The sequence below is a fragment of the Antrihabitans stalactiti genome (genome assembly GCF_012932915.1).
GTDB classification, from domain to species: Bacteria; Actinomycetota; Actinomycetes; order Mycobacteriales; family Mycobacteriaceae; genus Antrihabitans; species Antrihabitans stalactiti.
The window spans coordinates 62,283-88,527 of sequence record NZ_VCQU01000002.1 but is presented as its reverse complement, the minus strand read 5'-3'; the positions used below and the strand labels follow the sequence as shown (position 1 = coordinate 88,527).

The following is a 26,245-nucleotide window of genomic DNA, read 5'->3' as shown; positions in this document are numbered from 1 at the left end:
CGACTCGGCCGGACGTGCAGCCGTTCGCGACCTGGGCTTTCAGAAAATCTGTGGATAACTAGGGTGCCTGTGGATAACGCCGAAATAGGTTGGCAGTCAGTCTGTTACGCGGGATCGCCGGATTCGACCAGCGGGGAACTACCCGGAATGACAACTACTCCGACCGCCCCCGGGCCGAGGTGGACGCCCAGCGTTGCGCTGAACTCCGTAACGATCAATTCGGTGAGTCCGGGAATGCGGTCACGCAACTGCGCGGCGACCTCGTCGGCCCGGCCTGCCGCGCCGACATGCTGTACCGCAACAGCGGTGGGTTCGGACCCGGCTTCCTTCACCGCGGCGTCGACAAGTTTCGCGACCGCCTTCGACATAGTCCGCGTCTTTTCCTTAAGGATCAGCTTTCCGTCGACAACGTGCAGGACGGGCTTCATCGCGAGCGCGGTCCCGAGTAGCGCTGCGGCCGTGCTGATCCGGCCGCCGCGGCGCAGGTGGTCGAGTCGGTCGACGACGGCGAAGCTTCGGCCACGCTTGCTCACCGAGACCGCCGATTCGTAGACGTCGTCGATACCGGCGCCCGTCGCCGCGAGTCGAGCAGCCGCAAGGGCGGGAAATCCGACACCCATTCCCGCACTGAGCGAATCAACGATTCGGACTTTGCCGTCGAAGTCCTCGATCGCCTTTCGCGCGGCTTGCCACGTGCCGGACAATTTGCGCGAGATATGCACGGCTACAACACCATCGCCGTCACTTGCGTCATAGGCGCGCGAATAGTATTCGCGCAGTTCGCCAGGCGACGCACCCGACGTCGTGACGGTTGCGCTGTACAAAGATTCCGGCATCTCGTCGACGCCTTCGCGCAGCTGACGATCACCCACCAGGACGTGCAGCGGGACGACGATGACCGAATAACGCTCCACGAGAGCAGGATTCAAGCTCGCTGCGGAATCGGTTACTACAACGACGCTCACAGTGCTACCGAACCTCCGCGAGCACTGGCCTCAGTGCCCCGATCATGGCCGCCGCGACCCTGCGGTGAGCCTCCCAACCCCAATGAATCCCATCAGGATTCGCCTCGCTGGAAAAGATGTTGTCCGCGACGACGCTCAAGTCGACGATCGGCACGTCATGCTCCGCGCCCCATTTCGTCGTCGCGCGAACTGCCGGCTCACGCCCAGCATGGACGCGGCCGTATGCCTCACAATCGTGGACCGCAGGCAGGGACGCGATGAACGGCAGTTCGGGACGCAGGTACGCCAAAGCGGCCCTTGACTTTTCGAGGTATTCCACAGTGAGCCGTGGCGGCAGAGCAACCGGCCTGCCGAGCTTCGACAGCCGCGGTTGCAGCCACTGATACCCGGAACGCACGTACCGCCGCACGAGCGGCGGTCGGATGTAGCGGATCTGTTCGCGCAGAGCGGTCGGCAGCGGCGACGGGAGGGAATCCATGCCGCCGGTCGCGAAAATCACCGCACCAGCTTTCGGCACGGACGCCCAGACCGTCGGGTCCTGAATCAACGCCCAATACGCGTCGCGACAGGTCCAGCCGATACGCGCGACGAGCACCAGGTCCCAGCCGAGCTCGGCCGCCACCAAGTTGGGCCAGATCTCCGGATGGTCGGACGGCAAGCCGCCCTTCGGTCCGTAATAGGCGAGCGAGTCGGCAATGACGAGCAACACCGGCCTGTCACATTTCCCCTCGCTTCGCTCGACCCTAAAGGACATCCGACGCCACCTTCGCCGACGCATTCCAGACGTCGAGCCGCCATGCAACGTCGAGACCTTCACCGTGCGCGGCCAACTGCACCCAGCTCGTGTTGCCGAGCCCGCCGAGGATGGGCCAACGGGCAACCGGCAGGTCGAGCAGCGACGCCGTCAATGCCGCAATCAAACCGCCATGCGCGACGAGAACGACCGGGCGCGCCTGCCACTGCGCCGTCCCCAGAAGCTCGTCGACCACCGGACGGGACCGTCGCGCTACATCGAGCCGAGTCTCGCCGCCTGGAGGCGCCATCGTTGCGTCGGCGCGCCACGCAAGACGCGCGCCGGGGTACTGCTCGTCGACCTCGTTGTGGTCCAGCCCCTGCCAATCACCGAGATGAGTCTCTCGCAGGCGCGGGTCGACGGCGACGGTCAGACTTGCGGAATCGGCCAATTCGGCCGCGGTGTCGTAGGCGCGACGAAGATCGGACGACACGATGGCGATCGGTTGCAAGGCGGCCAACTCGCGCGCCGCTTCCTTCGCCTGAGTTCGCCCCAGCTCGGTCAAGTCGGTGTCGATCTGGCCTTGCATGCGTTCGCCGGCGTTCCACTCGGTTTGCCCATGCCGCAACAGAATGAGCTTGCGGACCGTGGGGCTAGCCATCGCTACTCTCGGCGCTCTCAACACGGTCGCCGCCGATCAACCCGGGAACGTCGACGATCGGGCAGTCCTTCCACAACCGTTCGAGCGCGTAGAAATTGCGCTCGTCGTTGTGTTGCACGTGGACGACGACGTCGATGTAGTCGAGCAGCGTCCACCGACCCTCGCGAGTGCCCTCGCGACGAACCGGCTTGTGACCTGCTTCGCGCAACTTCTCTTCGATGTTGTCGACGATCGCGTTGACCTGACGCTCGTTCGGTGCGGACGCGATGACGAAGCAGTCGGTGATGACGAGCTGCTCGGACACGTCCAGAACGACGACGTTCGATGCGAGCTTCTCGTCGGCAGCGAGCGCAGCCTGACGTGCGATATCGATGGCCTCGGCTGTGGCGCTCAAGTTGAACCTTCCATAGTTGGCGACGACATCGGTTCCCGGCTCTTGGACTTCGATTCGCCCGCTGAGCCGTACAGATGCCGCTTCGAGATGTATTGGACGACCCCGTCGGGGACCAGGTACCAGACCGGGCGATTCTCCGCGGCGCGGCGGCGGCAATCTGTCGACGAAATAGCCAGCGCAGGAATCTCGATGAGCGTCACCGCTTCACGCGGGTAGTTCCCGAGATGCTCGGCGAGATGGTCGATCCGCAACTCGTAGCCCGGCCGCGATACGCCGACGAAGTGCGCGAGGTCGAACAACTCTTCCCAGCTCTGCCAAGACAGAATACTGGCCAGCGCGTCGGCGCCGGTGATGAAGTACAGCTCGGCCTGGGGATGTTGCGCCCGAATGTCGCGCAACGTGTCGACGGTGTAGGTGACTTTCTCCCGATCGACGTCGACCCGGCTGACCGAAAACCTGGGATTCGATGCCGTTGCGATGACGGTCATCAGGTAGCGGTCCTCGGCAGGTGAGACCTTCTTGTCTTCCTTCTGCCAGGGCCTTCCGGTCGGCACGAAGATGACCTCGTCGAGATCGAACCGGTTCGCGACCTCGCTCGCCGCGACCAAGTGACCATGGTGAATGGGGTCGAACGTTCCACCCATCACACCAAGTCGTCGGATCCGGTCTTTGCGCACGAGTGACGAGCTTACGGGGCGCCCTTAGATTGGGAGTAATCCAGCAACAACGCTGGTCAGCTGGGCGGCCGACCGGCATTCGTGCATTTCGATCACTTCGCTGTACTTGTCGGCGGCCGAATCGCCGTCGCCCCAGTTGTTGCGCGGCTCCGGATTGAGCCAATGGGCATGCTTTGCGACGTCGACCAAGCCACGTAAAGCGTCGAGATTCGGGTCGCGATAGTTGTTTCGGCCGTCGCCGAGAATCAGGATCGAGGTCCGGCTCGTGACGGCGTCCGCGAACTGCTGGGCGAACACGCCGAACGCATTGCCGTAATCGGAATGGCCGTCGTAGCGAATGACGTCGGCCTCGTTGACGATCCGCACCAGCGATTTGCCGAGGTCGGTGTCGGGCTCGAAGAAGTCGGTGACCTCGTCGGCCGAGTCGACGAACGCGAAGATCCGCACCCGTGAGAACTGCTCCCGCAGCGCGTGGACCAGCAACAACGTGAAGTGACTGAACCCGGCGACGGACCCGGACACATCGCAGAGGATCACCAGCTCAGGGCGGCCCGGTCGCGGCTTACGCGCCACTAGGTCGATCGGCACTCCCCCGGTCGACATCGACTTTCGCAGCGTCTTGCGCAGGTCGATCTCGCCTCGCTTCGCGTGCCTGCGACGGGCGGCGAGTCGGGCTGCGAGCAACCGGGCGAGCGCGTTCACGCTGCGACGAAGCTGCGTCAGCTCGGCGTCGGAAGCACGCAGAAAATCGACGTCCTCGGCCTGCTTCGGCACGCCGTAGTTGGCAACGCGATCGCGCCCGATCCGTTCGGCGGAGCGCCTGCGCGTCTCCGCCTCGACCTGTTTGCGAAAGTTCGCGATGCGCTCTTTCGCGGTCCGACGGGCGACCTCGGACTCGAAGTTCTCGTCGCCCACCGCGCCGTTCAGCAGCCCGGCCATGATTTTGGCGACCAAGGTCTCCGGCTTTAGATCGCGGAGGGTTTGATACGCGGAAAACGACGGTCCGTTGGCGGACTGGTACTGCCCCAGCTGCTCGACGAGCTGCGCCACCATCGCGTCTGCCTGCGCAGAGTCGTCGATCAACATCTCGGCGAGCATGTTCCGAAGGGCGACCAGATCGACCTCACCGTCGGGTTTACGTGGCAGTTCGAGGTCGTCCTCGTCGGTCTGCCGCATCCCGATCGCCACCGGAAACCAGAGGTCGAACAGTCCGTCGAAGGTCGCCCGATGGGTGGGTCTGCGGAGCAACGCGCAGGCAAGACCTTCACGCAACACGTCGCGGTCGAGCAGGTCCAGCACAGACATGACCTGACCCGCGTCCACGGTCTCGGACGGTCCGACAGGAATCCCACGCTTGCGCAGCGCTTCGACGAAGCCGACTAGATGCCCCGGAAGTCCATGCGGCGCAAGCGATTCGGTCAATTCAACCTCAACTCCGCAGACGCTTTCACGTGATCGGCCCGATGCTTGAGAACCACACCGAGCGTCGTCCGAATGGCGTCGTCGTCGAGCTTGTTCATGCCGAGCGCCAACAGCGTGCGCCCCCAGTCGATCGTCTCGGCGACAGACGGCAGCTTCTTCAGTTGCATGCCACGCAGCACGTGGATCGTGCGGACCATCTGCTCGGCGATCGCCGCAGGCAGCTCGGGCACCCGGCTCGCGAGAATGCGGCGCTCGAGGTCTTCGTCAGGGAAGTCCAGGTGGAGGTACAAGCAGCGGCGTTTGAGTGCTTCGGACAGCTCGCGGGTCGCATTGGAGGTGAGCACCACGAACGGCTTCCGCGTGGCGACGATCGTGCCGAGCTCGGGAACCGTGACCGCAAAGTCGCTCAACACCTCGAGCAACAGGCCTTCGATTTCGACGTCCGCCTTGTCGGTCTCGTCGATGAGCAGGACCGTCGGCTCCGTGCGCCGAATCGCGGTCAGCAGCGGCCGCGACAGCAGGAATTCCTCCGAGAAGACGTCCTGTTTCGTTTCTTCCCAATGGTTTTCGGAGCTGGCCTGGATCCGCAGGATTTGCTTCGCGTGATTCCACTCGTAGAGCGCGCGCGATTCGTCGACGCCTTCGTAGCACTGCAGGCGGACCAGTTCGGCGCTGCCGCACTGCGCCACGGCGCGCGCGAGCTCGGTCTTGCCGACGCCCGCGGGACCCTCGATGAGCAAGGGCTTACCGAGGCGATCGGCAAGGAACACCGCCGTGGCTGTTCCCTTGTCCGCCAGATAACCGGTCTCGGCGAGCCTGGCGATGACGTCGTCGACAGAGGTGAAGATCGCAGACTGTTCCATCAGACCGGCCGAACCTGGCCGTCGCCCCACACGATCCATTTTGTCGAGGTGAGCTCAGGTAGGCCCATGGGTCCGCGGGCGTGCAGTTTCTGGGTCGAGATACCGATCTCGGCGCCGAAGCCGAACTGCTCACCGTCGGTGAAGGCAGTCGATGCGTTGACCATGACGGCAGCCGAATCGACGCGGGCGGTGAACTCCCGCGCGGCGGCGAGATCCGCGGTCACGATGGCGTCGGTGTGCCCGGTGCCGTAGCGGTCGATGTGCGCGACGGCTTCGTCGATGTTCGCTACCACCTTGAGGGCAACGTCGAGGGAGAGGTATTCGTTCGACCAGTCGTCCTCGTTCGCCGGAATGAGGCCGGGCAGGTCGCCGTGGATGCTGACATTGTGTTTTTCGAGCGCCGCGATCAGCTTGGGGACCGCAGTCTCCGCGATCGCGTCGTCGATCAGCACGGTCTCGGCGGCGTTGCACACGCTGGTCCGGCGGGTCTTCGAGTTGATGATGATCTTTTCGGCCATGTCCAGATCGGCCTTTTCGTGAACGTAGACGTGGCAGTTGCCGGTGCCGGTCTCGATGGTCGGCACCGTGGCATCGCGCACGACTGCGCTGATCAGCCCTGCGCCGCCGCGCGGAATTACGACGTCGACGAGGCCGCGTGCCTGAATGAGGTGGGTGACAGTGGACCGGTCCGCACTGGGCAGCAGTTGGACCGCATCGGCAGGCAAACCACTCGCGGTCAGCGATTCGCGAAGCACGGCAACCAGCGCTTCGTTCGACTTCGCCGCCGACGACGAACCGCGCAACAGCGCCGCGTTGCCCGATTTGAGGGCAAGTCCGAACGCATCGACCGTGACGTTCGGCCGCGCCTCGTACACCATCCCGACCACGCCGAGCGGCACCCTGACCTGGCGGATCTCGAGGCCGTTCGGCAGCGTCGAACCACGAATCACGTCCCCGACCGGGTCCGGAAGGCCCGCGACCTGCCGTAATCCGGAGGCGATGCCATCTACTCGCGCGGCAGTCAGGCGCAGGCGGTCCAGCAGGGACTCACCCGTTCCGCCCTCGCGTGCGGTGTCGATGTCGGCGGCGTTCGCGTCGAGCACGGTGTCGACGGCGGAGAGAACGGCATCCGCCGCAGCGTGTAGGGCTGCGTTCTTCTCGGCAGTCGTGAGAAGGGCCAGCGTGCGGGAGGCGACTCGGGCACGTCGGGCGGCCTCGTGCACGACCTCACGGGGGTCGTCCGTGGTCGCGTTCACCTGCACAGAATCGGTCACAGCGGTCATACATACAGCGTAGCTACCGCCCTCAGATCTGCCGCTTCGCGCCTCCGCAGGAAACATTCGACAACGGTCTAGCCTGAGTAAGTATGACCACTGTTGAATCGGCGGCTCCGCGGATCACGGTCCTCGGCAGCGTCAACATGGACCTGGTCGCGACCACCGAACGGCTCCCCGTTCCAGGCGAGACAATTTTCGGCGGCTCGTTTGCGCAATCCCCTGGCGGTAAGGGGTCGAACCAGGCGATTGCGGCGGCGAAGTCCGGCGGCGAGGTCGAATTCCTCGGCGCGGTCGGCGACGACACCTTCGCACTCGAGCTGCGAGAGACGCTTGTCCTCAACGACGTCGGCACCGAGCTACTGCGCGAAGTCGAAGGCCCCAGCGGCGTCGCATTCATCACCGTCGACCAGTCGGGCGAGAACAGCATCATCGTCGTCGGCGGCGCCAACGCCACCGTCACGGACCTGTCCGCCGAAGAGTTGGCCGCAATCGAGAATGCGTCGACCTTGCTCTGTCAGTTCGAGATACCGATCGAGACGGTGACCGCCGCTGCCAAGCATGCGCGCGCCAAAGGCACGATCGTCATGCTCAATCCCTCTCCGATGCAGCCGATTCCGACTGAGCTGCTGGAATGCGTCGATGTGCTGGTCCTCAACGAGATCGAGGCCGACCAGATCGGCGACGACGGACTGGCCGGGGTTCCACACGTCGTCATCACCCGCGGATCCAGCGGCGCGACCTATCGCGGTCCGCAAGGTGTCGAGCACAAAGAGCCCGCGATGCCCGTCGAGGCAATCGACACAACAGGCGCTGGTGACGCATTCGCCGGCGCGCTTGCAGTGGCGTGGAATCAAGGGCCGGAACAAGCGTTGCGTTGGGCGTGCGCCGCCGGTGCCCTCGCCACCACGGTCCGCGGGGCGAGCCCGTCGCTGCCGTCCGACGAGCAGATCGAAGCCGCGCTGACGCTCAGCACCCACTAGGTCGTGAGTCTTTTCGGAGTCCAGAGACTCCGAAAAGACTCACGAGGGGAGGGTCTGAACTCGGCAGATAATCAGGTGCGCCAAGCCAATTCGCGCCCTACCGTTGACGGGTCACTTACCTAGGAAGGACCCGGACCATGTTTCCCGTCGAACTGCGCGGTACGCGTGCCAAGACGCTCATGTGGGCGCCCGAGCACGAAATCGAGCAGGCAGCCTTGCAGCAGCTGCGCAACATCGCTGACCTGCAGTGGGTGCATGGCGTCCGCGTGATGCCCGACGTACACCTCGGCAAGGGTGCGACCGTGGGCTCGGTCATTGCGATGCGCGACGCCGTCGCTCCCGCCGCGGTCGGCGTCGATATCGGCTGCGGTATGGAGAGCGTGAAGACCAACCTCACCGCCGCGGACCTGCCGGACGATCTGTCCGGGCTTCGGTCGAAGATCGAAGCCGCTGTGCCCGTGGGGTTCTCGGCACATAAGTCCGCGGTCGACGTGCGGAAGCTGGCGTTCGACGCCCCCCGCCTACGGTCCGGCTGGGATCGCTTCTGGGGCTCGTTCACGTCGCTGCACAGCGATGTCCAGAAGCTGGAAGGTAAGGCGCACAACCAGATCGGGTCGCTCGGCGGCGGCAACCACTTCATCGAAGTGTGCCTCGATGAGAGCCAGAAGGTCTGGATTCTGCTGCATTCCGGTAGCCGCAATATCGGCAAGGAACTCGCCGAGCGGCACATGCACATCGCTCGTGGCCTGCCGCACAACGTGGGCCTGCCGGACCGTGACCTCGCCGTATTCGTTTCCGGCACAGCGGAAATGGCTGCGTACCGGCGCGATCTGGAGTGGGCTCAGGAGTACGCGGCGCGCAACCGCGCGGTGATGCTCGGTCTCATCTGCAAGGCAGTGCGGGAGCAGTTTCCGCAGGTCAAGTTCGACGTGCCGATCTCGTGCCACCACAACTACGTTTCCGAGGAGATCATCGACGGCGAGCCGATGCTCGTGACTCGCAAGGGTGCGGTCCGTGCGGGTGACGGTGAACTCGCCCTGATTCCCGGCTCGATGGGTACGCGGTCCTATGTGGTGCGAGGCAAGGGCAATCCGGCGTCGTTCCAGTCGGCAAGCCACGGTGCGGGCCGTCGGATGAGTCGAAACGCGGCGAAGCGGCAGTTCACGGTCGCCGATCTCGTTGCCCAGACCGAGGGCGTCGAGTCCCGCAAGGACGCAGGCGTCATCGACGAGATCCCGGCTGCCTACAAGGACATCGACGCGGTGATCGCTGCGCAGTCCGACTTGGTCGACGTGGTCGCGACGCTTCGTCAGGTGCTCTGCGTCAAGGGCTGACCCCACCCCGTGCGCGTGTCTCACCCCCAGAAGGGTAAAAATCGCGCACAGTTGTCAGGCGACTGCCGCCCAGAACTGTGCGCGATTTTTACCCCTGGGGCGGTGAGACGCGCGCACGGGGTTCGGTTGTCGGCCCGCTAGTGCACGATGGGGTTCATGACGACCGCCACCACGGACCTGCGCGCCGATGCCGAACAACTCCTCCGGGAGCTGGCAGGCCCGACGGCGCAGTTGCGCGACGACCAGTGGATCGCGATCGAGGCGCTGGTCGTCCAACGCAAACGCGCGCTGGTGGTGCAGCGAACCGGGTGGGGCAAGTCGGCGGTGTACTTCATCTCGGCGAAATTGCTGCGACGCCAGGGCATGGGTCCGACGGTCATCGTGTCGCCGTTGCTCGCTTTGATGCGCAACCAGGTCGCTGCTGCCGAACGAGCAGGCGTCCGGGCCGCGACTATCAACTCCGGCAACGTCACCGAATGGGACGAGATTCATGCCGACGTCGCGGCGGGCGAGATCGATGTGCTGCTGGTCAGCCCTGAACGGCTGAACAACCCGGACTTCCGTGACCAGGTACTTCCGTCACTCGCGGCCGATGCAGGCCTTGTCGTCGTCGACGAAGCGCATTGCGTGTCCGACTGGGGCCACGATTTCCGGCCTGATTACAGGCGTATCCGCACCCTCGTGGCCGACCTCGGCAACAACATCCCCGTCCTCGCCACCACCGCGACCGCTAACGACCGCGTTGTCGCCGATATCGCCGCGCAGGTCGGTGTCGGCGGCTCGGACACGTTGGTCTTGCGTGGCACGCTCGAGCGCGAATCCCTGCATCTGTCAGTAGTTCATCTCGACGACGCGGTCGAGCGCGCGGCCTGGCTGAGCAGGCAACTCGCGGACCTCCCCGGTTCCGGCATCATCTACGTGCTCACGGTGTCGGGCGCGCGGGACCTCGCCGACATACTGTCCGACCATGGTCACAAGGTCGCCGCATACACCGGCCAGACCGACACCGCCGAACGCGAGGCGTTGGAAATAGCGTTGCTGAACAACGAGGTCAAGGCGCTTGTTGCCACCTCCGCGCTCGGCATGGGGTTCGACAAGCCCGACCTCGGCTTCGTTGTCCATCTCGGCGCGCCCTCCTCCCCGATCGCCTACTACCAACAGGTCGGCCGCGCGGGCCGAGCTACGGACCGTGCGGAAGTGATACTCCTGCCCGGCGCCGAGGACCAACGCATCTGGAGCTACTTTTCGTCGGTCGCCTTTCCGCGAGAGCACCTGGTGCGCAAAGTCATCGAAGCGCTGGACCCGATAAAGCCGCTCTCGACGCCCGCCCTCGAACCGCTCGTGGAGCTCAACCGGACTCGACTCGAGATGGTCCTCAAGGTGCTCGACGTCGACGGCGCCGTGAAGCGGGTTCGCGGCGGCTGGATCGCGACCGGTGAGCCCTGGACCTACGACGAGGAGCGCTACCTGCGCCTCGATACCGCGCGCGAATCCGAACAGAACGCGATGTTGGAGTACCAAAAAATCACCACCTGCCGGATGGATTTTCTCCGCAGGCAGCTCGACGATCCCGGGCTCACCGAAGCGCCGGCACCCTGCGGTCGTTGCGACAACTGCACCGGCAGTGTCCGCGACCGCACGGTCGACGCGGCGGACCTCGACGCGACTCGGACGCGCCTCGATCGCCCCGGCGTCGACCTACTGCCCCGCAAGATGTGGCCGACCGGGCTTGCGAAGCTGGGCGTCAAGCTCTCCGGCAAGATCAGCGACGGCGCCGAGACCGGCCGCGTGCTGGGCAGGCTGTCCGACCTCGGGTGGGGTCAGCGGCTGCGCGCCCTCCTCGACGGACCTGACGCTCCTGCGCCCGATGCGCTGCTCGCGGCGTCGATCAAGGTTCTCAAGGCGTGGGATTGGGAGCAGCGACCGACCTCGGTCATGGCGCTCGAATCGCCGACGCACCCGATTCTGGTCGGCAGCCTGGCTGCCCGCTTGGCGGACCTCGGCAGGCTGACCGACCTGGGCGTTCTCCGTGAAGCGCCTGGTCACCCGCCGGTATCCGCGGCCAACTCCGCGTATCGCGTCGCCGGTCTGGTCGACGCGTGGGACACCCCCGATCTCAGCGGCGTCGAAGGCCCGATTCTGCTGGTAGACGCCCTGACCGACACCGGTTGGACGTTCACCATGGCTGCCCGGGCCATGCGTGCGGCGGGGGCCGAAGCGGTCCTGCCGTTCGCCATCGCGACGCCGAAGTAACCGAGTGTGGCGGAGGCCATAGTTAGACCTTTGGCTGCCCGGGGTATTCGCTACTACCGATGCAATCACAGACGAACGACACCCACAGCGCCGTGCCGGACGCGGCGTCGCTTCGAAGTCCACAGATAGCTGACGGAGTCCGGCTCTGGCAGTTGGCAAAGGATTCACAAGTACTCGACGTCAATTCGAGCTATTCGTACCTGTTGTGGTGCCGGGACTTTTCCGACACGACGATCGTGGCCGAGAGCGCTGGCGACGTCGTCGGGTTCGTCTCCGGATTCATGCGCCCGCAATCGCCAACGACATTGTTCGTCTGGCAGGTTGCTGTCGACCGTGCTCAGCGCGGCCGAGGCCTCGGAGTGGCGATGCTGAACCGCCTTCTCGACACCACCGCGGCGCACACTCTCGAAACGACGATCAGCCCGGACAACACCGCATCGATCGCGATGTTCACCGCGCTCGCGAGGCGGCGCGACACCTCAATTTCGAAGCAGACCCTGTTTTCCGCCGACAACTTCCCTGACAGTCACCAACCGGAAGATCTCTACACAGTCGGTCCGATGGATCAACTGACGAAGGAGCATGCCGACAATGACAACCTTTAAACCGACAACCATTGAGCCAACGATTTTCGAGTCCTTGGAATCCGAAGTCCGAAGTTATAGCCGCCAATGGCCCACCGTTTTCGAGACAGCAAAGGGTGCTTGGCTGCGCGACGAGGACGGCAAGGAGTACCTCGACTTCTTCGCAGGCGCCGGCGCGCTGAACTATGGTCACAACAACCCGGTCCTCAAGAAAGCCTTGATCGAATACATTGCGGGCGATGGCATCACGCACTCGCTCGATATGGCCACCGTGGCAAAACGACGGTTCTTGGAGACCTTCGCAATGAAGGTGCTCGAGCCACGCGGTCTCGACTACAAGGTCCAGTTTCCGGGACCGACCGGCGCGAACACCGTCGAGGCTGCACTGAAACTGGCGCGCAAGGTGACCGGCCGCGAGTCGATCATCAACTTCACCAACGCCTTTCACGGCATGACCCTCGGGGCTTTGTCGGTGACGGGCAACGCGTTCAAACGCGCAGGCGCGGGTATCCCCCTCGTCCACACGACGCCGATGCCGTTCGACAACTACTTCGACGGCGTGATGGAAGATTTCCACTGGTTCGAGCGCGTGCTCGACGACTCGGGATCGGGCCTCAATCGCCCGGCCGCCGTCATCGTCGAGACCGTCCAGGGTGAAGGCGGCGTCAATGTCGCACGCCCGGAATGGCTGCGCGCGCTTGCTGATCTGTGCTCGCGCCGTGGAATTCTGCTGATCGTCGACGACGTCCAGATGGGTTGCGGCCGAACAGGTCCGTTCTTCTCGTTCGAGGTCGCGGGCATCGAGCCCGACATCGTCACCCTGTCGAAGTCGATCGGTGGCTACGGAATGCCGATGGCACTGACGCTGTTCAAGCCCGAGTTGGACGTGTGGGCGCCGGGCGAGCACAACGGAACGTTCCGCGGCAACAACCCGTCCTTCGTCACCGCACAGGTTGCGCTGGAACATTATTGGTCCGACGACCGCCTCGAGGTGTCCACGCTGGAGAAGGGCGACAAGATTCACGCCGAGTTCTCGAAGTTGGCCGACGCGTTCGACGGAGTCACGACTCGCGGCCGCGGTCTCGTCCAGGGTCTCGCCTTCGAGAACGCCGAATCTGCGGGCAAGGTATGCCAACTCGCGTTCGACAACGGTCTGCTGACCGAAACATCCGGGCCGACAGACGGTGTCGTGAAACTTCTGCCGCCACTGACGATCACCGACGAAGAGCTCGACCACGGGCTCCGCATCATCGCCGACGCCACCGCAACAGTCTGCAGCTGAGAGGAATCACACCATGATCGTGCGATCGACAGCCGAAATCACCGACACCGACCGTGATGTGACCAGCAGCGACGGAGCGTGGCGCAGCAAGCGCATCGTGCTCGGCGGAGACGGCGTGGGGTTCTCGTTCCACGAGACCACCATCGCCGCAGGGACGGTCAACGAGTTCCACTACGCCAACCACGTCGAAGCCGTGTGGCTCATCGAGGGGGAAGGCAAACTCGTCGACCTCGACAACGACCGCGTTTACGACCTCGGTCCCGGCTCGATGTATCTACTCAACGGACACGAGCGCCATCGCGTCGAGCCCCGGACCGAAATGCGCATGCTATGCGTATTCAACCCGCCTGTCACCGGTCGCGAAGTGCACGATGAAAACGGTGTCTACCCACTGGTTGCTGCCCAGTAGGGTTGGCTGATGGCAACGACTATCGCTCTGCTGCCGAATCAGGACCCGACGCTCGTCGACGCGGTCGAACGTGCTGGCGGTGAGCTCGCAGAGCTCACCGCTGCCAGCGGCCTCGTATGGACTGCCGGCCCTGACGACTTTCCAGACCCGTTGCCCGACAACGTCGAATGGGTGCAGTTGTTCTCGGCGGGTATCGAAGAATTCTTCACAGCGGGAGTCGTCGACGCAAATCCTCGGGTCCAGTTCACCTCTGCGACCGGAACTTTCGCCCCGACCGTTGCCGAACATGCACTGGCGCTGTTGCTTGCCGGGGTACGCGCAATACCTGAGCACCTCTTCGCCGACACCTGGCGGCAACAAGAATTCTTTCCGAAGGTCGGCACACTGCGCGGCAGCACAGTCGCGATCATCGGCGCCGGCGGAATCGGCCGCGCATTGATACCGATGCTGGCGCCGCTCGGCGCTCGCGTCGTCGCGGTCAACCGTTCTGGTAGGCCGGTGCCCGGTGCGATCGAGACACTGCCAGTGACGCGGCTCGACGAGGTGTGGTCGCGCACCGACCATGTCGTCATCGCTGCGCCTGCCACGCCGGCAACGAAGCACCTGCTCGGGGCAGCCGAGCTGGCCCAGCTGAAGCCGACATCGTGGGTGATCAACGTCGCCCGCGGCAGCCTCGTGGACACAGATGCGGTGGTGGAAGCGTTGGAGGCGAACCAGATCGGCGGCGTCGGCCTCGACGTCACCGATCCTGAGCCGCTGCCGGACGGCCACCCGTTGTGGACACTCCCGAATGCGATTGTCACGCCACATGATTCGAACCCGCCGCAGCGGCGAGTGGCGGCGTTCGCGGACCGAGTGGCCGAGAACGTCGCCAGATTCGCCGCCGGTGAGGACTTGATTGCGAAAGTCGACCCAGTCGCCGGCTACTGAGCGGGCTCGGCGGCGGGGAAGAACAGCTCGCGCGCCCGGCGCGCGACCTCTTCGGCGGGTACGTCCTCGATCTTGGTGCAGACCGCCCAGCGGTGACCGAACGGGTCGATGACGACGCCGTGCCGATCACCGGAGAAAGTGTCGGAAACCGGAAGCACCAGGGTCGCCCCTTCCCGGACCGCGCGGTCGACGAACGCGTCGGTGTCCGGGGTGTAGACGACGATCGACGAGTGCACCCACCCCGCTTCGGGCGCCTTGATTCCGTAGTCGGGCATTTCGTTGGACAGCTGCAGCATGGAGTCGCCGATTCTGATTTCGGCGTGCATGACGCTGCCATCCGGCGCGTCCATTCGGTCGACGATCTCGGCGCCGAGCCCGCGCTGGTAGAAGTCGAGGGCAGCAGCACCGTCGCTGACCGCGAGGAACGGTGTGATGGTGCGGTAGCCGGCGGGAATCGGGTTAACTGGAAGTGTGGTCATGAATCAAGCTTCGTCGGCGACCGCCCGGCGGGGATTGAAGAAAAGCGACACGATCCGCGACCTGCTCGACGGCAGGCGGACCGTGGCGTTGACGGGCGCGGGGATGTCGACCGACAGCGGGATCCCGGACTATCGCGGTCCGGATTCGCCACCCCGCAATCCGATGACGTACCAGCAGTTCGTCGGCGACCGCGACTTCCGCAGGCACTACTGGGCGCGTAATCATCTCGGGTGGCGCTTCATGGACGCCGCACAGCCGAACGCCGGTCACCGCGCGCTCGCCCGTCTGGAACGCGCGGGCCTGGTGAATGCGGTCATCACTCAGAACGTCGATCTGCTGCATACGAAGGCCGGTAGCCGCAACGTCATCGACTTGCACGGTTCGTATGCGCAGATCCGTTGCCTGGAATGCGGCCATCGCGTGTCACGCCACACGCTTGCGAAACGGCTCGACGCCGCGAACCCGGGGTTCACAGCAGCAGCCGCGACAGGCGTCGAGATCGCCCCGGACGCCGACGCGGTGCTCGCGAGCACCGACGGCTTCCGTCCCGTCGACTGTCACGTGTGCGGCGGGATGCTCAAGCCCGACATCGTGTACTTCGGCGAAAGCGTTCCGCGCGAGCGGGTTCGGGCCGCATTCGACGTGGTGGAGCAGGCGGACGTCCTCCTCGTGGCCGGCTCGTCACTGACTGTGATGTCCGGGCTGCGGTTCGTTCGCCGGGCCGCCAAGCTCGGCATTCCGATCGCGATCATCAACCGCGGACCGACGCGAGGAGACGAGTTCGCCACCATCAAGCTCGAAGCCGGCTGCTCGGAAGTGCTGACCGTAATCAGCCAGGAGCTAGACCCCGAAGAACGATATCAACGCTGAAGTCGAGCTGACTCGCTGTGACGTCGTCGCGATGGGTCATCGCAGCGACGATGACCGGGGCGACGAGAAGATCTGCAGCCCAACGTAAGTCGACGTCGTCGCGAATGTAGCCAGCGTCGACGCAGCGGCCCAGAATTGCCAACAGCAGGCCACGCCGCTGCGCGATCAGTTGCTCACGGAACCGCTGATAGTCCTGCGGTGCCTCGCTGCCGTCCGACGACAGGCGGCGCATGAGGCGCCGAAACTGGGGATCGGCCCACTGTTCGCGCAGCCGCCCGAGCAACGCACCCAAGTCCGCCCGCGGGTCGTCGCTGAGCGTGGGCTCGTCATCCGACTGGAACAGCACCGACAGAGCGCCCAGGATCAAATCGTCTCGCCCGGACCAGCGTCGATAGATCGTCGTCTTGGCCACTCCGGACGCGGCCGCGACCGCCTCGACCGTCGTTCCAGCCCGCCCTACCTCGGCGAGCAGGTCGAGCGTCGCCGCCCGGACCTGATCATCGATTGCGGTATCCCGCGGGCGCCCACGAGGTTTCATACCAGTTCCGGCGCCACCTCGTCGTGCGCATCCGACGTCCGAGGCTCGGTCGGACCGGGAAGCATCGTGAACGCCGCGATCGCACCGAGGAATGCGCTCAGCGCGGCCACGATCGACGACACGTGCATCCCGTGGATGAACGAGTCCTTCGATTCCTGAACGAACGCGCCGATCTCGGTCTGTGCCTTCGCACGTTGCTGCGCGACCACGTCAGGCGACAACTGCGCTGCTTGCGGCAGCTCGCCTCGCTTCTGCATCGCGGCTGCAGCTTTCTCGACGAATTGCAATGCGCCGCCGATCGATTCGCTTGCATCGTCGCGCACCAACGGGGCGACGCGCACATTGTCGGGCAGCGTGGCGACTATGGCGGCGGGTTGGTCCAGCGCCGCAGCGAGTTCGGCGGGACGGTCGGCCCCGAGCGAACCACGGAAGGAGACTGCCAGGATCGATCCCAAGACGGCAACACCCAACGCACCCGCCACCTGCCGGACCGTGTTGTTCACCGCCGAACCCGCTCCCGCCTTCTCGCGCGGGACCGCGCCCATGATCGCGTTCGTCGCGGGCGTCATGGTCAAGCCCATTCCCGCACCGAGCGTGAACATCTCGACCTCGATCAGCCACTGCGGGGTTGCGGCGGTGACGAGCACGTAGGAGAGCATCGTCAGCGCAAAGATCGTCAGCCCTGTTCCGGCGACAAGTTTCGAGCCGAACTTGGCCGACAGTCCTGCTGCCTGGCTTGCCATGATCATGACGCCTGCCGCGACGGCGATCAGGCTCACGCCGGCGGCCAGCGGTGTGTAGCCGCGAATCACCTGCAAGAAGTAGGCGAGATAGAACGTGGCGCCCATCAGCGCGAAGAACACCATGGCGATCGAAATCGTGCCCGCGCTGAAGTGCTTGTTCGCGAAGAGTGTCACATCGATCGTCGGATGCGAACTCCGCTTCTCGAGGTAGACGAACAGTGCAAGCAAGGCGGCGCCGACGATGATCGCGCCGAGGGTATTCCACCGCAGCCAGTCGTTCGTGTTGCCGCCCTGGATGATTCCGTAGACCAGAACGACGAGAGCGACAATAGAGAGCAGGCTGCCGAACGGATCGAACCGGCCGGGATTCGGATCGCGAGACTCGGGGACGAGCACAAAGATGAGAATTGCGCCGACGATCACGATGGGCACATTGACCAAGAAGACAGAGCCCCACCAGAAGAATTTGATCAAGGCGCCGCCCGCGATCGGTCCGACAGCAATCGCCACGCCTGAGAACGCCGCCCAGATGCCGATCGCCTTCGGCCGCTCCTCGGGTTCGAAGACGTTCTGAATGATCGACAGTGTCTGCGGCTGAACGGCTGCAGCGCCGATGCCCATCAGCGCACGGTAGACGATCAATTCGGTCGGCGTCGTCGCGAACGAACACAGCGCCGACGTCACGCCGAACGTGGCAATTCCTAACAGCAAGATACGTTTTCGGCCGACTCGGTCGCCGGTTACACCCCAGACGATCAGCAAACCCGCGAAGACGAGCGCATAACTGTCGACAGCCCACTGCATCTGACTCTGCGAGGCGCTCAGGTCGTCCTGGATGGTCCTCAATGCAACGTTGAGGATCGTGTTGTCGAGGATCACGACCAGCAGGCAGATCACCATCACACCCAAGATGAGCCAACGTCTCCGCTGAATCGTTTCGCTGTCCATGCCGACTCCCACCCGATTTCGCTACGCGTTCGTATCGAAATCTAGTCCGCACTGCGGCGGGGAGCACCCCAAATTTTGGTCAACGAACCTTAAACGGCTACCAAATCGTCCGCGTGCACGACGGGGCGCTGGAGCTCGGACGGCAGATCGCTCGTCGAACGACCGAGCATCCCTTCCAGTTCTGTGCTGTCGTAGGCAACGACGCCACGAGCCGCGACCACGCCGTCAGGGCCGACCATGGCCACCACGTCACCGCCGTAGAACCGGCCCGTCACGCTGGTAATCCCCGCTGCGAGCAGCGATCTGCGGCGCTGCGCCACCGCGCTGACCGCGCCCGCATCGAGGTGCAGGGTCCCACTCGCGTCGGCCGCGTGCCGCACCCAGAACTTGCGCGCGGACAGCCTGATCGGCCGCGCAGCGAAGGCGGTTCCCACCAACCCCTCGCCCAACGCGTCGGCTGCCGATGTCGCGGCAGCGAGCAGGACGGGTACGCCGGCGTCGGCCGCCAGACGCGCGGCCGACAGCTTCGATGCCATGCCGCCTGTGCCCAACGCTCCCCCGGCGCCGACGATCACGCCGTCGAGGTCGGCCGTGCTCCGAACCTCCCGGACGAGCGCCGCCGGACCTTTTCGAGGGTCGCCGTCGAACAGCCCCTCGACGTCCGACAGCAGGATGAGCGCGTCGGCCCCTACCAGATGCGCGACGAGTGCTGCCAGCCGGTCGTTGTCGCCGAAGCGGATCTCTTCCGTTGCGACAGTGTCGTTTTCGTTCACGACTGCCACGGCACCCAACGACCGAAGCCGGTCGAGGGTGCGTTGTGCATTGCGATGATGTTCCCGGCGGGCGAAGTCGTCGGCGCTCAGCAGCACCTGCCCGACCGTGCGGCCGAAACGGGCGAACGAGGTCCCCCAGGCGTGCGCCAAGGCCAACTGCCCGACGCTGGCCGCGGCCTGCTTGGTCGCCAGATCTTGCGGGCGCCTCGTCAATCCGAGCGGCGCCATCCCTGCGCCGATCGCACCCGACGACACCACAACGACGTCGCTGCCCGCGGCCATCCGGGCCTCGATCGCCTCGGCAAGCTTGTCGAGCCGGGCGAGGTCGATGCCACCTTCCAGACTTGTCAGCGCCGAAGAACCGATTTTGACGACTACCCGTCGCGCTGCCGAAATGGCTTGCCGCGCAGGGCTCACCGCGTCGACCCCGGTCATCAGTCCTCCGACTCCAAGCTTTCGAGACCACGGCGAACTCGGCGGGCATGCTTGCGCTCGTCGGCGCCGATGCGGTCCACCTGGTCGATACGAGCGTCGGTGCCGCGACCGGTCCGCACGAGGTCGACACCCGCGGGCGTCTGCGGCTCCCAGTCGAAGGTCACCTTGCCGATCGTGACGGCAGCGCCCGGCTGGGCACCCTTCTTCATCAACGCGTCCTCGACACCCAAGCGCGCCAGGCGATCGGCGAGGTAGCCGACGGCTTCGTCGTTGTCGAACTGCGTCTGCTTGACCCAACGCTCCGGCCGCGTGCCCTTGACGATGAATCCGCCTTCGATCTCGGGATCGGCCACCACGCTGAACCCGGTGTCGTCGGCCGCGACCGGACGAATGACAGGCCGGCGCGCGACCGCCTTCGGGTGCGCCAGACGGTATTGCTCGACCATCTGAGCAAGCGCGAAGGTCAAGGGCCGCAGGCCTTCCCGGCTGACCGCCGAGATGGCGAAGACCGGCCAACCGCGCTCCAGCAGCTCAGCGGTGACCATTTCGGCCAACTCGGCAGCTTCAGGTACGTCGACCTTGTTGAGAATGACGACCCGCGGGCGATCGGCGAGATCACCCAGGCTCGAATCCGCCGACAACGCCGGCTTGTAGGCCGCCAATTCGGCTTCGAGCGCATCGATGTCGGAAATCGGGTCGCGTCCGGGTTCCAAGGTCGCACAGTCGACGACGTGCGCGAGCACTGCACATCGTTCGAGGTGCCGCAGGAAGTCCAAGCCCAGTCCGCGGCCTTCGCTCGCGCCGGGGATCAACCCGGGAACGTCGGCAACGGTGAACGTCGTATCGCCACTGGAGACCACACCGAGATTGGGCGCGAGGGTGGTGAAGGGATAGTCCGCGATCTTCGGCTTGGCGGCCGAAAGGACGGACACGAGTGAGGATTTGCCGGCGGAAGGAAAGCCGACGAGCCCGACGTCGGCGACGGACTTGAGTTCCAGCACGAGCTCACGCTCGACACCGTCTTCACCGAGCAACGCGAATCCCGGCGCCTTGCGAGCGCGCGATGCCAGCGCCGCGTTGCCGAGGCCGCCGCGGCCGCCTTGCGCAGCCTCGTAGCGGGTTCCCTCACCGACGAGGTCCACCAGAATGCGGCCGTCGGAATCGAGCACCATGGTGCCGTCGGGGACCTTCAGAACCAGGTCTTCACCGTTGGATCCGTCGCGGTTGCTACCCATCCCCTGCGTACCGTTGGTCGCCTTGGCATGGGGATGGAAGTGGAAGTCGAGCAATGTGTGCACGTTGGGATCGACCTCGAGGATGACGTCACCGCCACGACCGCCGTCGCCACCGTCCGGTCCGCCCAGCGGTTTGAACTTCTCGCGATGGACGGACGAGCACCCGTTTCCGCCTTTGCCCGCACTGATGTGCAGGACAACGCGATCGATGAATCGGGCCATGGATGGATCCTCTCTCTAGCAAAACGACAGGGCGGGCCCGGGTGCTCGACCCTGGCCCGCCCTGTCGGCGTTCGTGCTTCCGGTTAGGCCTGGGCCTCCGCCGGAACGATGTTGACCGTCTTGCGTCCACGCTTCTGCCCGAACTCGACCGCACCTGCGGCCAGAGCGAACAGCGTGTCGTCGCCGCCACGGCCGACGTTCACGCCGGGGTGGAAGTGGGTGCCGCGCTGGCGAACCAGGATCTCGCCCGCGTTGACCGCTTGTCCACCGAAGCGCTTAACACCGAGCATCTGTGCGTTCGAGTCGCGACCGTTGCGCGAGCTGGATGCACCTTTCTTATGTGCCATGTCCAGAGTCCTTTACTTGATGCCGGTGACTTTGAGGACCGTCAACTTCTGACGGTGCCCTTGGCGCTTGTGGTAGCCGGTCTTGTTCTTGAACTTGTGGATCCGGATCTTCGGACCCTTGGTCTGCTCGACCACCTCGCCGGTGACCTTGACCTTGGCAAGCTTGTCAGCGTCGGTGGTCAGCTCGGACCCATCGACAACGAGGACCGTGTCGAGCGAGACAGCCGTGCCGGGCTCACCCTCGATCTTCTCGACCTTGACAAGATCGCCGACTGCGACCTTGTACTGCTTACCGCCGGTCTTGACGATCGCGTACGTTGCCATCGGACGGCTACCCTTCTTTCCTTCAGGTGGAGCTTGTTCGAACTTCGCTCGCGCAGCGGTTGCCACGCGACTGGTCTAGTTTCATATCGCTGGACGCGACGGCGGCGGCTCGCGCCACACACGTGCGCGCGGCGAACCGATATCGCCGGCAGCGACTGGTCAAGGTTACGGGACTTGCGCCTCGAGGGTCAAACTGGCGCAAGCCTTGTCACTCCTCGACTGGCGGTCCTGCAGGTCGGGACACGGCTCGTCGCCGCGGAGCGCGCGGTGGCAACGAGATTTCCTGATGCACATAGACCGGTTTCTCGGCCGGTGCGGCATCTGCCTGGTGCGCAGGAATGACGATCACGGTGCCCGCGCTCGCCTCCCCTACCGGCGCAGATGTTGCACGCGACACGCGCCGCCGCCCCACTGCCCTCTTCTTCGGAGCGACCGCATCTTGCACGGGCTCAGGCTCTGCCTTTGGCTCTGGTGCAGCCGCTACCGGCTCTGGCTCGGGTGCGGTGACCGGCGCGACAACCTCGGCGACGGGCGCTTCGACGGCTGAGGTGCTAGACGGCTCCGCCTCGACGACCGCGGCCGGTTCGTGGGTGTGCTCGTGATCGTGATCGTGATCATGGTCGTGCTCGTGGTGATGTGCCGCCATCGCGAGCGCGACGGGATGCGCCCGACGCACTGCAGGGTCGACCTCGGGCGTGTGCCCGTTCGGGGTCGGCTCCGGCGTCTCGGCACCTGCCGGCGTCTGGCGGCCGCGCCGCTTGCGCGGAGTCGTCTCGCCACGCGCAGGCCCACGGGACCCTTCGTCGGACGACGACGGCTCCACCGGGTAGGAATGCACGAGCAGACCGCGCCCGTGGCAATGCTCACACTGCGTCGAAAAGGCCTCGATCAGACCGGTTCCGAGCTTCTTGCGAGTCATCTGAACCAACCCGAGCGACGTCACCTCCGACACCTGGTGCCGAGTTCGGTCACGCCCCAGCGCTTCGGTCAGCCTGCGCAGCACGAGATCGCGGTTGGACTCGAGCACCATGTCGATGAAGTCGACGACGATCATGCCCCCGATGTCGCGCAAGCGCATCTGTCGCACGATCTCCTCGGCAGCTTCGAGGTTGTTGCGCGTCACCGTCTCTTCGAGGTTTCCGCCTGCGCCGGTGAACTTTCCGGTGTTGACGTCGACCACGGTCATCGCTTCGGTGCGGTCGATGACCAGCGTGCCGCCGGACGGCAGCCAGACCTTGCGGTCCAGCGCCTTGGCGAGTTGCTCGTCGATCCGGTACGTCTCGAAGACGTCAGGACCCGATTCCGCATCGTGGCGATGAACGCGAGGCAGCAGGTCCGGCGCGACGGTGCGAATGTAGTTCTCGACCGTGCTCCAGGCCTTCTCTCCCTCGATGACGATCTTCGAGAAGTCTTCGTTGAAGAGATCGCGAATGACCTTGACCAGGAGGTCGGGCTCTTCGTAGAGCGTCTGCGGGTTGCCCTTGCCTGCCGCGGATGCCTGCTCGTCGATCAGCTTCCACTGGTTCTGCAGGCGTTCGACGTCACGCTGGAGCTCTTCGGCGCTGACGCCCTCCGACGCGGTGCGAATGATCACGCCGGCATCGTTCGGCACGATGTCGCGCAGGATCTCCTTCAACCGCTTGCGCTCGGTGTCGGGCAGCTTGCGGCTGATGCCGGTCGACGTTCCGCCCGGCACGTACACGAGGAAACGTCCGGCGAGGCTGATCTGCGTCGTCAGTCGCGCACCCTTGTGCCCGACCGGGTCCTTGCTGATCTGCACGAGCACCTGATCGCCAGGGTTGAGTGCCTGCTCGATCTTGCGCGAATTGCCACCGAGACCTGCGGCCTCCCAGTTGACCTCACCGGCGTAGAGCACACCGTTGCGGCCACGGCCGATGTCGACGAAGGCGGCTTCCATGCTGGGCAGCACGTTCTGCACGCGACCGAGATAGACGTTGCCCACCATCGAACCGGAGCCCGTGCTGGTGACGAAATGCTCGACCAGAACGTCATCTTCCAAGACGGCGACCTGGGTGACGGGCGCGTTCGGCGTGCCATCTCCGGTGAACAGCTTGTCGCGGACGACCATTACCCGGTCGACGGCTTCGCGGCGGGCCAGGAACTCGGACTCGGTCAGGATCGGCGGACGGCGACGGCCTGCGTCTCGCCCATCACGACGGCGCTGCCGCTTGGCTTCCAGCCGCGTCGAGCCGCTGATGCCTTGGACTTCGTCCTTCACACGCGGCTTGTTCCGCGGCTCGCGCTCGTGGACGACAGTGTTCGGCGGATCGTCTTCGGACGCCGGAGCCTCGCCCGGACCGTCGCCGGTTACCTTGCGACGACGACGACGGCGACGCCGACGATTCGTTCCGTCGGCATTCTCGGCGCCGTTCTCATCATCGGCACCGTCGGAATCGGCGTCGTCGGCACCCTCGTCGGAATCGGCGTCTTGGGTATCGGCCGCATCGGCGTCCGCGCCTTCGGCGGTGTCAGGTGTTTCGACTGCGTCGTCGGTGTCGTCGCCCTCGGCGTCGCCACCCGCTTGCTCGCCACGCCCACGACCGCGCCCACGGCGACCCCTACGCCTGCGCTTCGGCTGCGTTCCGTCAGCGCTCTCGTCGTCGGAACTCGCCTCGGTCGACTCGTCGTCGGTGGTCTCAGCAGCTTTCGCCTCCGGCTCCGGCTCGGAAACCGGTTCCGGCGTCGGCGGGGCCTGCTCGACCTTGCGACGGCGGCGGACCTCGGCGATGGCTTCCGCGTCCGGCTGCAGGAACAACGGCATCGCCACTGCACCAGCCGACTCGAACGTGATCGGTGCGGTGTCTTCCGACACGACCGGGCTCGCGAACAGTTGGGGCTGCACCGCGACAGGTTCCGGCTCGGCGGCAGGTTCGGGTTCGGGTTCGGGCTCAGGTTCGGCGGCCACGACCTCGGCCTCGACGACCGGCTCGGGCTCTGCCACGGGCGTCGGCTCGGGCACAGGCGTCGGCTCGGCCACAGGCGTGGGCTCGACAGTGGGACCCGCAGCCAGCGAATCCCGGACCGACTCGGCAACGTCGCGCGCAACACTCGATTGCGGACTACGCGCTTCGGCGCCGATCTCGGTCAGTGCGGCAAGGATCTGCTTGCTCTTGACGCCGAGCAGCTTGGCGAGGGCGTGAACCCTGATGCGATCGGGCAATTCGGGCTGCCCTTCTTCCGGCGAACCCGCGACAGGCGGCGCCGGATCAGCAGCAACGCCGACCACGTCGACGTCCTGCAATGGTGCTGAATCGACTTCATTCAGCTCTTCTGGTGTCTCCGGCGGCACTTGATCGGCCACGTAGTCTCCTCGGGACCCCCGGGCGCGTCTGCCCAGAAATCGGGAATGAACGCGGCCACGCGGGGGCTACTTGTGTACTCGCGCCCTGTGGGGCGCGAGTTTGTATGGTCTCGCTCCGCGTACTCGGTATCGTCCGTTGGGCTAATGGTCCGTGTGGGCTAGCTGGGCACGCGGTGCCTGGCTGGATGGCTGTGTTCCGTGGTTCGCGCGCTGACCATCCAGCGTGCCGACGCGGGTGGAAGGGGCTATCCAACTACCCGTGGCAGCGATGAAGGCATCGAACCGTGGTGTCATCCGATTGCGACCGCACGGGCCCATCTCCGCAGAGCGGCGACGAGCCTGTGCGGTGCAATCTCCCTCAGTATCCCACACGCGCTACCAGTAGCTTGCCAGCGGCGCGGGACGGCTTGTCGTGGCTTAGTCGGCGGCTGCGAGCGCGGGGAACCAAAGCGCGATTTCGCGCGCTGCGGACTCGGCGGAGTCCGACCCGTGCACCATGTTCTCCTGGGTCTCCAAGGCGAGGTCGCCGCGGATCGTTCCCGGCGCGGCCTTCTCGACCGGGTCGGTGCCGCCGGCCAGCTGGCGGAAGCCTGCGATGGCTCGCGGGCCTTCGACCACAGCGGCGACGACGGGGCCGGAGGTGATGAATTCGAGGAGCGAACCGAAGAACGGGCGCTCGGCGTGCTCTGCGTAGTGGCTGCTCGCGAGCTCGTCGGAGACGTTCTTCAGCTCGAGTGCGGCGATGGACAGTCCCTTCCGCTCGATGCGGCCAAGGATTTCGCCAATGTATCCGCGGGAAACGGCATCAGGCTTGATAAGGATCAGGGTGCGCTCGGTCACGGCGGTCAGCCTAGAGGTTCAGTCCCGCTGGCCGGGGAGCAGCCCCTGCTGAATACGGAGCTTGACGTCGCGTCGCAAGAACAAAATGTAGCCCCACACACCGGCGAAGATGATGCCCAGCCACCCGATTGCAGGATGGGCGAACCACGCCGCAATGAACGCGACCTGCAATGCGAGGTTGTACGCGAGCGCCCACGACCGACGTTGTAGCCCGGCACCGAGAATCATCAGCACGGTGAGCAGGCCGAGGTAGCCGCCCGATATCCACGTGAGTCCGCCGCTGAGCTTCCACACGACGGGCAACCCGAGAAGAACGACGATCGCCTCGAGAATCAGCACGCCGGCCATCACGCCGCGCAGCGCCTTCCACGGATCCTTCGTGGGGGGCTTGAAATCACTAGTAC

26 protein-coding genes are annotated in these 26,245 nt (G+C 65.1%); 8 read left to right on the top strand and 18 right to left on the bottom strand.

Annotated elements, in window-relative coordinates; genetic code table 11:
- Positions 1–104: 104 nt before the first annotated feature.
- Genes FGL95_RS06090 through FGL95_RS06055 form a run of 8 tightly spaced genes read right to left on the bottom strand, consistent with a single transcriptional unit; the run spans position 105 to position 6,998 of the window.
- Complete coding sequence (locus FGL95_RS06090) at positions 105–965, bottom strand: DegV family protein (protein ID WP_169585344.1); 861 nt, start codon at positions 963–965, stop codon at positions 105–107.
- Positions 966–969: 4 nt separating this feature from the next.
- Positions 970–1,719 carry a diglucosylglycerate octanoyltransferase gene (octT, locus tag FGL95_RS06085; RefSeq protein WP_169585343.1) on the bottom strand — a complete coding sequence of 250 codons (750 nt, stop codon included), beginning with the start codon at positions 1,717–1,719 and terminating at the stop codon, positions 970–972.
- Positions 1,709–2,359 (bottom strand): histidine phosphatase family protein, encoded by a 651-nt coding sequence (locus tag FGL95_RS06080; protein ID WP_169585342.1) that lies wholly within the window; start codon positions 2,357–2,359, stop codon positions 1,709–1,711. Before FGL95_RS06080 ends, octT begins: the two co-directional genes overlap by 11 nt.
- Positions 2,352–2,753, bottom strand: coding sequence for a ribosome silencing factor (gene rsfS / locus FGL95_RS06075; RefSeq protein ID WP_169585341.1), 402 nt, complete (start codon positions 2,751–2,753; stop codon positions 2,352–2,354). The genes FGL95_RS06080 and rsfS overlap by 8 nt, the downstream gene beginning before the upstream one ends.
- The gene (nadD, locus tag FGL95_RS06070) at positions 2,750–3,430 is read right to left on the bottom strand and encodes a nicotinate-nucleotide adenylyltransferase (protein ID WP_338079730.1); all 681 of its coding nucleotides are present in this window, start codon (positions 3,428–3,430) and stop codon (positions 2,750–2,752) included. The genes rsfS and nadD overlap by 4 nt, the downstream gene beginning before the upstream one ends.
- Before the next feature lie 24 nt (positions 3,431–3,454).
- Complete coding sequence (locus FGL95_RS06065; protein ID WP_169585340.1) at positions 3,455–4,852, bottom strand: vWA domain-containing protein; 1,398 nt, start codon at positions 4,850–4,852, stop codon at positions 3,455–3,457.
- The gene (locus tag FGL95_RS06060; RefSeq protein WP_169585339.1) at positions 4,849–5,715 is read right to left on the bottom strand and encodes an AAA family ATPase; all 867 of its coding nucleotides are present in this window, start codon (positions 5,713–5,715) and stop codon (positions 4,849–4,851) included. The genes FGL95_RS06065 and FGL95_RS06060 overlap by 4 nt, the downstream gene beginning before the upstream one ends.
- Entirely contained in the window at positions 5,715–6,998 is a 1,284-nt protein-coding gene (locus FGL95_RS06055; RefSeq protein ID WP_169585338.1) for a glutamate-5-semialdehyde dehydrogenase, read from the bottom strand. The genes FGL95_RS06060 and FGL95_RS06055 overlap by 1 nt, the downstream gene beginning before the upstream one ends.
- Positions 6,999–7,081: 83 nt before the next feature.
- Here FGL95_RS06055 and FGL95_RS06050 point away from each other — a divergent pair, with 83 nt between their 5' ends.
- The 7 genes from FGL95_RS06050 (at position 7,082) to FGL95_RS06020 (ending at position 14,764) form a co-directional block, all read left to right on the top strand.
- Positions 7,082–7,972, top strand: coding sequence for a ribokinase (locus FGL95_RS06050; RefSeq protein ID WP_169585337.1), 891 nt, complete (start codon positions 7,082–7,084; stop codon positions 7,970–7,972).
- 137 nt (positions 7,973–8,109) lie between these two features.
- Positions 8,110–9,306, top strand: coding sequence for an RtcB family protein (locus FGL95_RS06045; protein WP_169585336.1), 1,197 nt, complete (start codon positions 8,110–8,112; stop codon positions 9,304–9,306).
- 156 nt (positions 9,307–9,462) lie between these two features.
- Complete coding sequence (locus tag FGL95_RS06040) at positions 9,463–11,559, top strand: RecQ family ATP-dependent DNA helicase (RefSeq protein WP_169585335.1); 2,097 nt, start codon at positions 9,463–9,465, stop codon at positions 11,557–11,559.
- Between the two features lie 59 nt (positions 11,560–11,618).
- The gene (gene ectA / locus FGL95_RS06035; protein ID WP_169585334.1) at positions 11,619–12,164 is read left to right on the top strand and encodes a diaminobutyrate acetyltransferase; all 546 of its coding nucleotides are present in this window, start codon (positions 11,619–11,621) and stop codon (positions 12,162–12,164) included.
- On the top strand, positions 12,151–13,425 hold the full coding sequence (gene ectB / locus FGL95_RS06030; RefSeq protein WP_169585333.1) for a diaminobutyrate--2-oxoglutarate transaminase: 1,275 nt from the start codon (positions 12,151–12,153) through the stop codon (positions 13,423–13,425). The genes ectA and ectB overlap by 14 nt, the downstream gene beginning before the upstream one ends.
- Positions 13,426–13,438: 13 nt before the next feature.
- Entirely contained in the window at positions 13,439–13,834 is a 396-nt protein-coding gene (locus FGL95_RS06025) for an ectoine synthase (RefSeq protein WP_169585332.1), read from the top strand.
- Positions 13,835–13,843: 9 nt separating this feature from the next.
- Entirely contained in the window at positions 13,844–14,764 is a 921-nt protein-coding gene (locus tag FGL95_RS06020) for a D-isomer specific 2-hydroxyacid dehydrogenase family protein (protein ID WP_169585331.1), read from the top strand.
- Here FGL95_RS06020 and FGL95_RS06015 read toward each other — a convergent pair.
- Positions 14,758–15,243, bottom strand: a complete 486-nt coding sequence (locus tag FGL95_RS06015; RefSeq protein ID WP_169585330.1) for a VOC family protein — start codon at positions 15,241–15,243, stop codon at positions 14,758–14,760. The genes FGL95_RS06020 and FGL95_RS06015 overlap by 7 nt on opposite strands.
- Between FGL95_RS06015 and FGL95_RS06010 the strand changes: the two genes are divergently transcribed.
- A complete protein-coding gene (locus FGL95_RS06010; RefSeq protein WP_169585329.1) occupies positions 15,242–16,114 on the top strand; it encodes an NAD-dependent protein deacetylase in 873 nt (290 codons plus the stop codon). The two genes, FGL95_RS06015 and FGL95_RS06010, sit on opposite strands and share 2 nt — an antisense overlap.
- On the opposite strand, the gene FGL95_RS06005 is transcribed toward FGL95_RS06010, so the two are convergent.
- From FGL95_RS06005 to FGL95_RS05965, 9 genes are all read right to left on the bottom strand, one after another.
- Positions 16,074–16,652: a TetR/AcrR family transcriptional regulator gene (locus FGL95_RS06005; RefSeq protein ID WP_169585328.1), complete on the bottom strand. Its 579-nt coding sequence runs from the start codon at positions 16,650–16,652 to the stop codon at positions 16,074–16,076. The two genes, FGL95_RS06010 and FGL95_RS06005, sit on opposite strands and share 41 nt — an antisense overlap.
- Positions 16,649–18,343, bottom strand: coding sequence for an MFS transporter (locus FGL95_RS06000; protein ID WP_169585327.1), 1,695 nt, complete (start codon positions 18,341–18,343; stop codon positions 16,649–16,651). Before FGL95_RS06000 ends, FGL95_RS06005 begins: the two co-directional genes overlap by 4 nt.
- Before the next feature lie 89 nt (positions 18,344–18,432).
- Positions 18,433–19,551 (bottom strand): glutamate 5-kinase, encoded by a 1,119-nt coding sequence (gene proB, locus FGL95_RS05995; RefSeq protein ID WP_206071583.1) that lies wholly within the window; start codon positions 19,549–19,551, stop codon positions 18,433–18,435.
- Positions 19,551–21,008 (bottom strand): GTPase ObgE, encoded by a 1,458-nt coding sequence (gene obgE / locus FGL95_RS05990; RefSeq protein WP_169585326.1) that lies wholly within the window; start codon positions 21,006–21,008, stop codon positions 19,551–19,553. Before obgE ends, proB begins: the two co-directional genes overlap by 1 nt.
- Before the next feature lie 83 nt (positions 21,009–21,091).
- Positions 21,092–21,355: a 50S ribosomal protein L27 gene (gene rpmA, locus FGL95_RS05985; RefSeq protein WP_169585325.1), complete on the bottom strand. Its 264-nt coding sequence runs from the start codon at positions 21,353–21,355 to the stop codon at positions 21,092–21,094.
- Positions 21,356–21,367: 12 nt separating this feature from the next.
- On the bottom strand, positions 21,368–21,679 hold the full coding sequence (rplU, locus tag FGL95_RS05980; protein ID WP_169585324.1) for a 50S ribosomal protein L21: 312 nt from the start codon (positions 21,677–21,679) through the stop codon (positions 21,368–21,370).
- A 208-nt stretch (positions 21,680–21,887) separates the two neighbouring features.
- A complete protein-coding gene (locus FGL95_RS05975) occupies positions 21,888–25,001 on the bottom strand; it encodes a translation initiation factor IF-2 N-terminal domain-containing protein (protein ID WP_420838024.1) in 3,114 nt (1,037 codons plus the stop codon).
- A gap of 417 nt (positions 25,002–25,418) precedes the next feature.
- Complete coding sequence (gene ndk / locus FGL95_RS05970) at positions 25,419–25,841, bottom strand: nucleoside-diphosphate kinase (RefSeq protein WP_169585323.1); 423 nt, start codon at positions 25,839–25,841, stop codon at positions 25,419–25,421.
- Positions 25,842–25,859: 18 nt separating this feature from the next.
- Positions 25,860–26,189 carry a DUF4233 domain-containing protein gene (locus FGL95_RS05965; protein WP_169585872.1) on the bottom strand — a complete coding sequence of 110 codons (330 nt, stop codon included), beginning with the start codon at positions 26,187–26,189 and terminating at the stop codon, positions 25,860–25,862.
- Between the last annotated feature and the right edge of the window lie 56 nt (positions 26,190–26,245).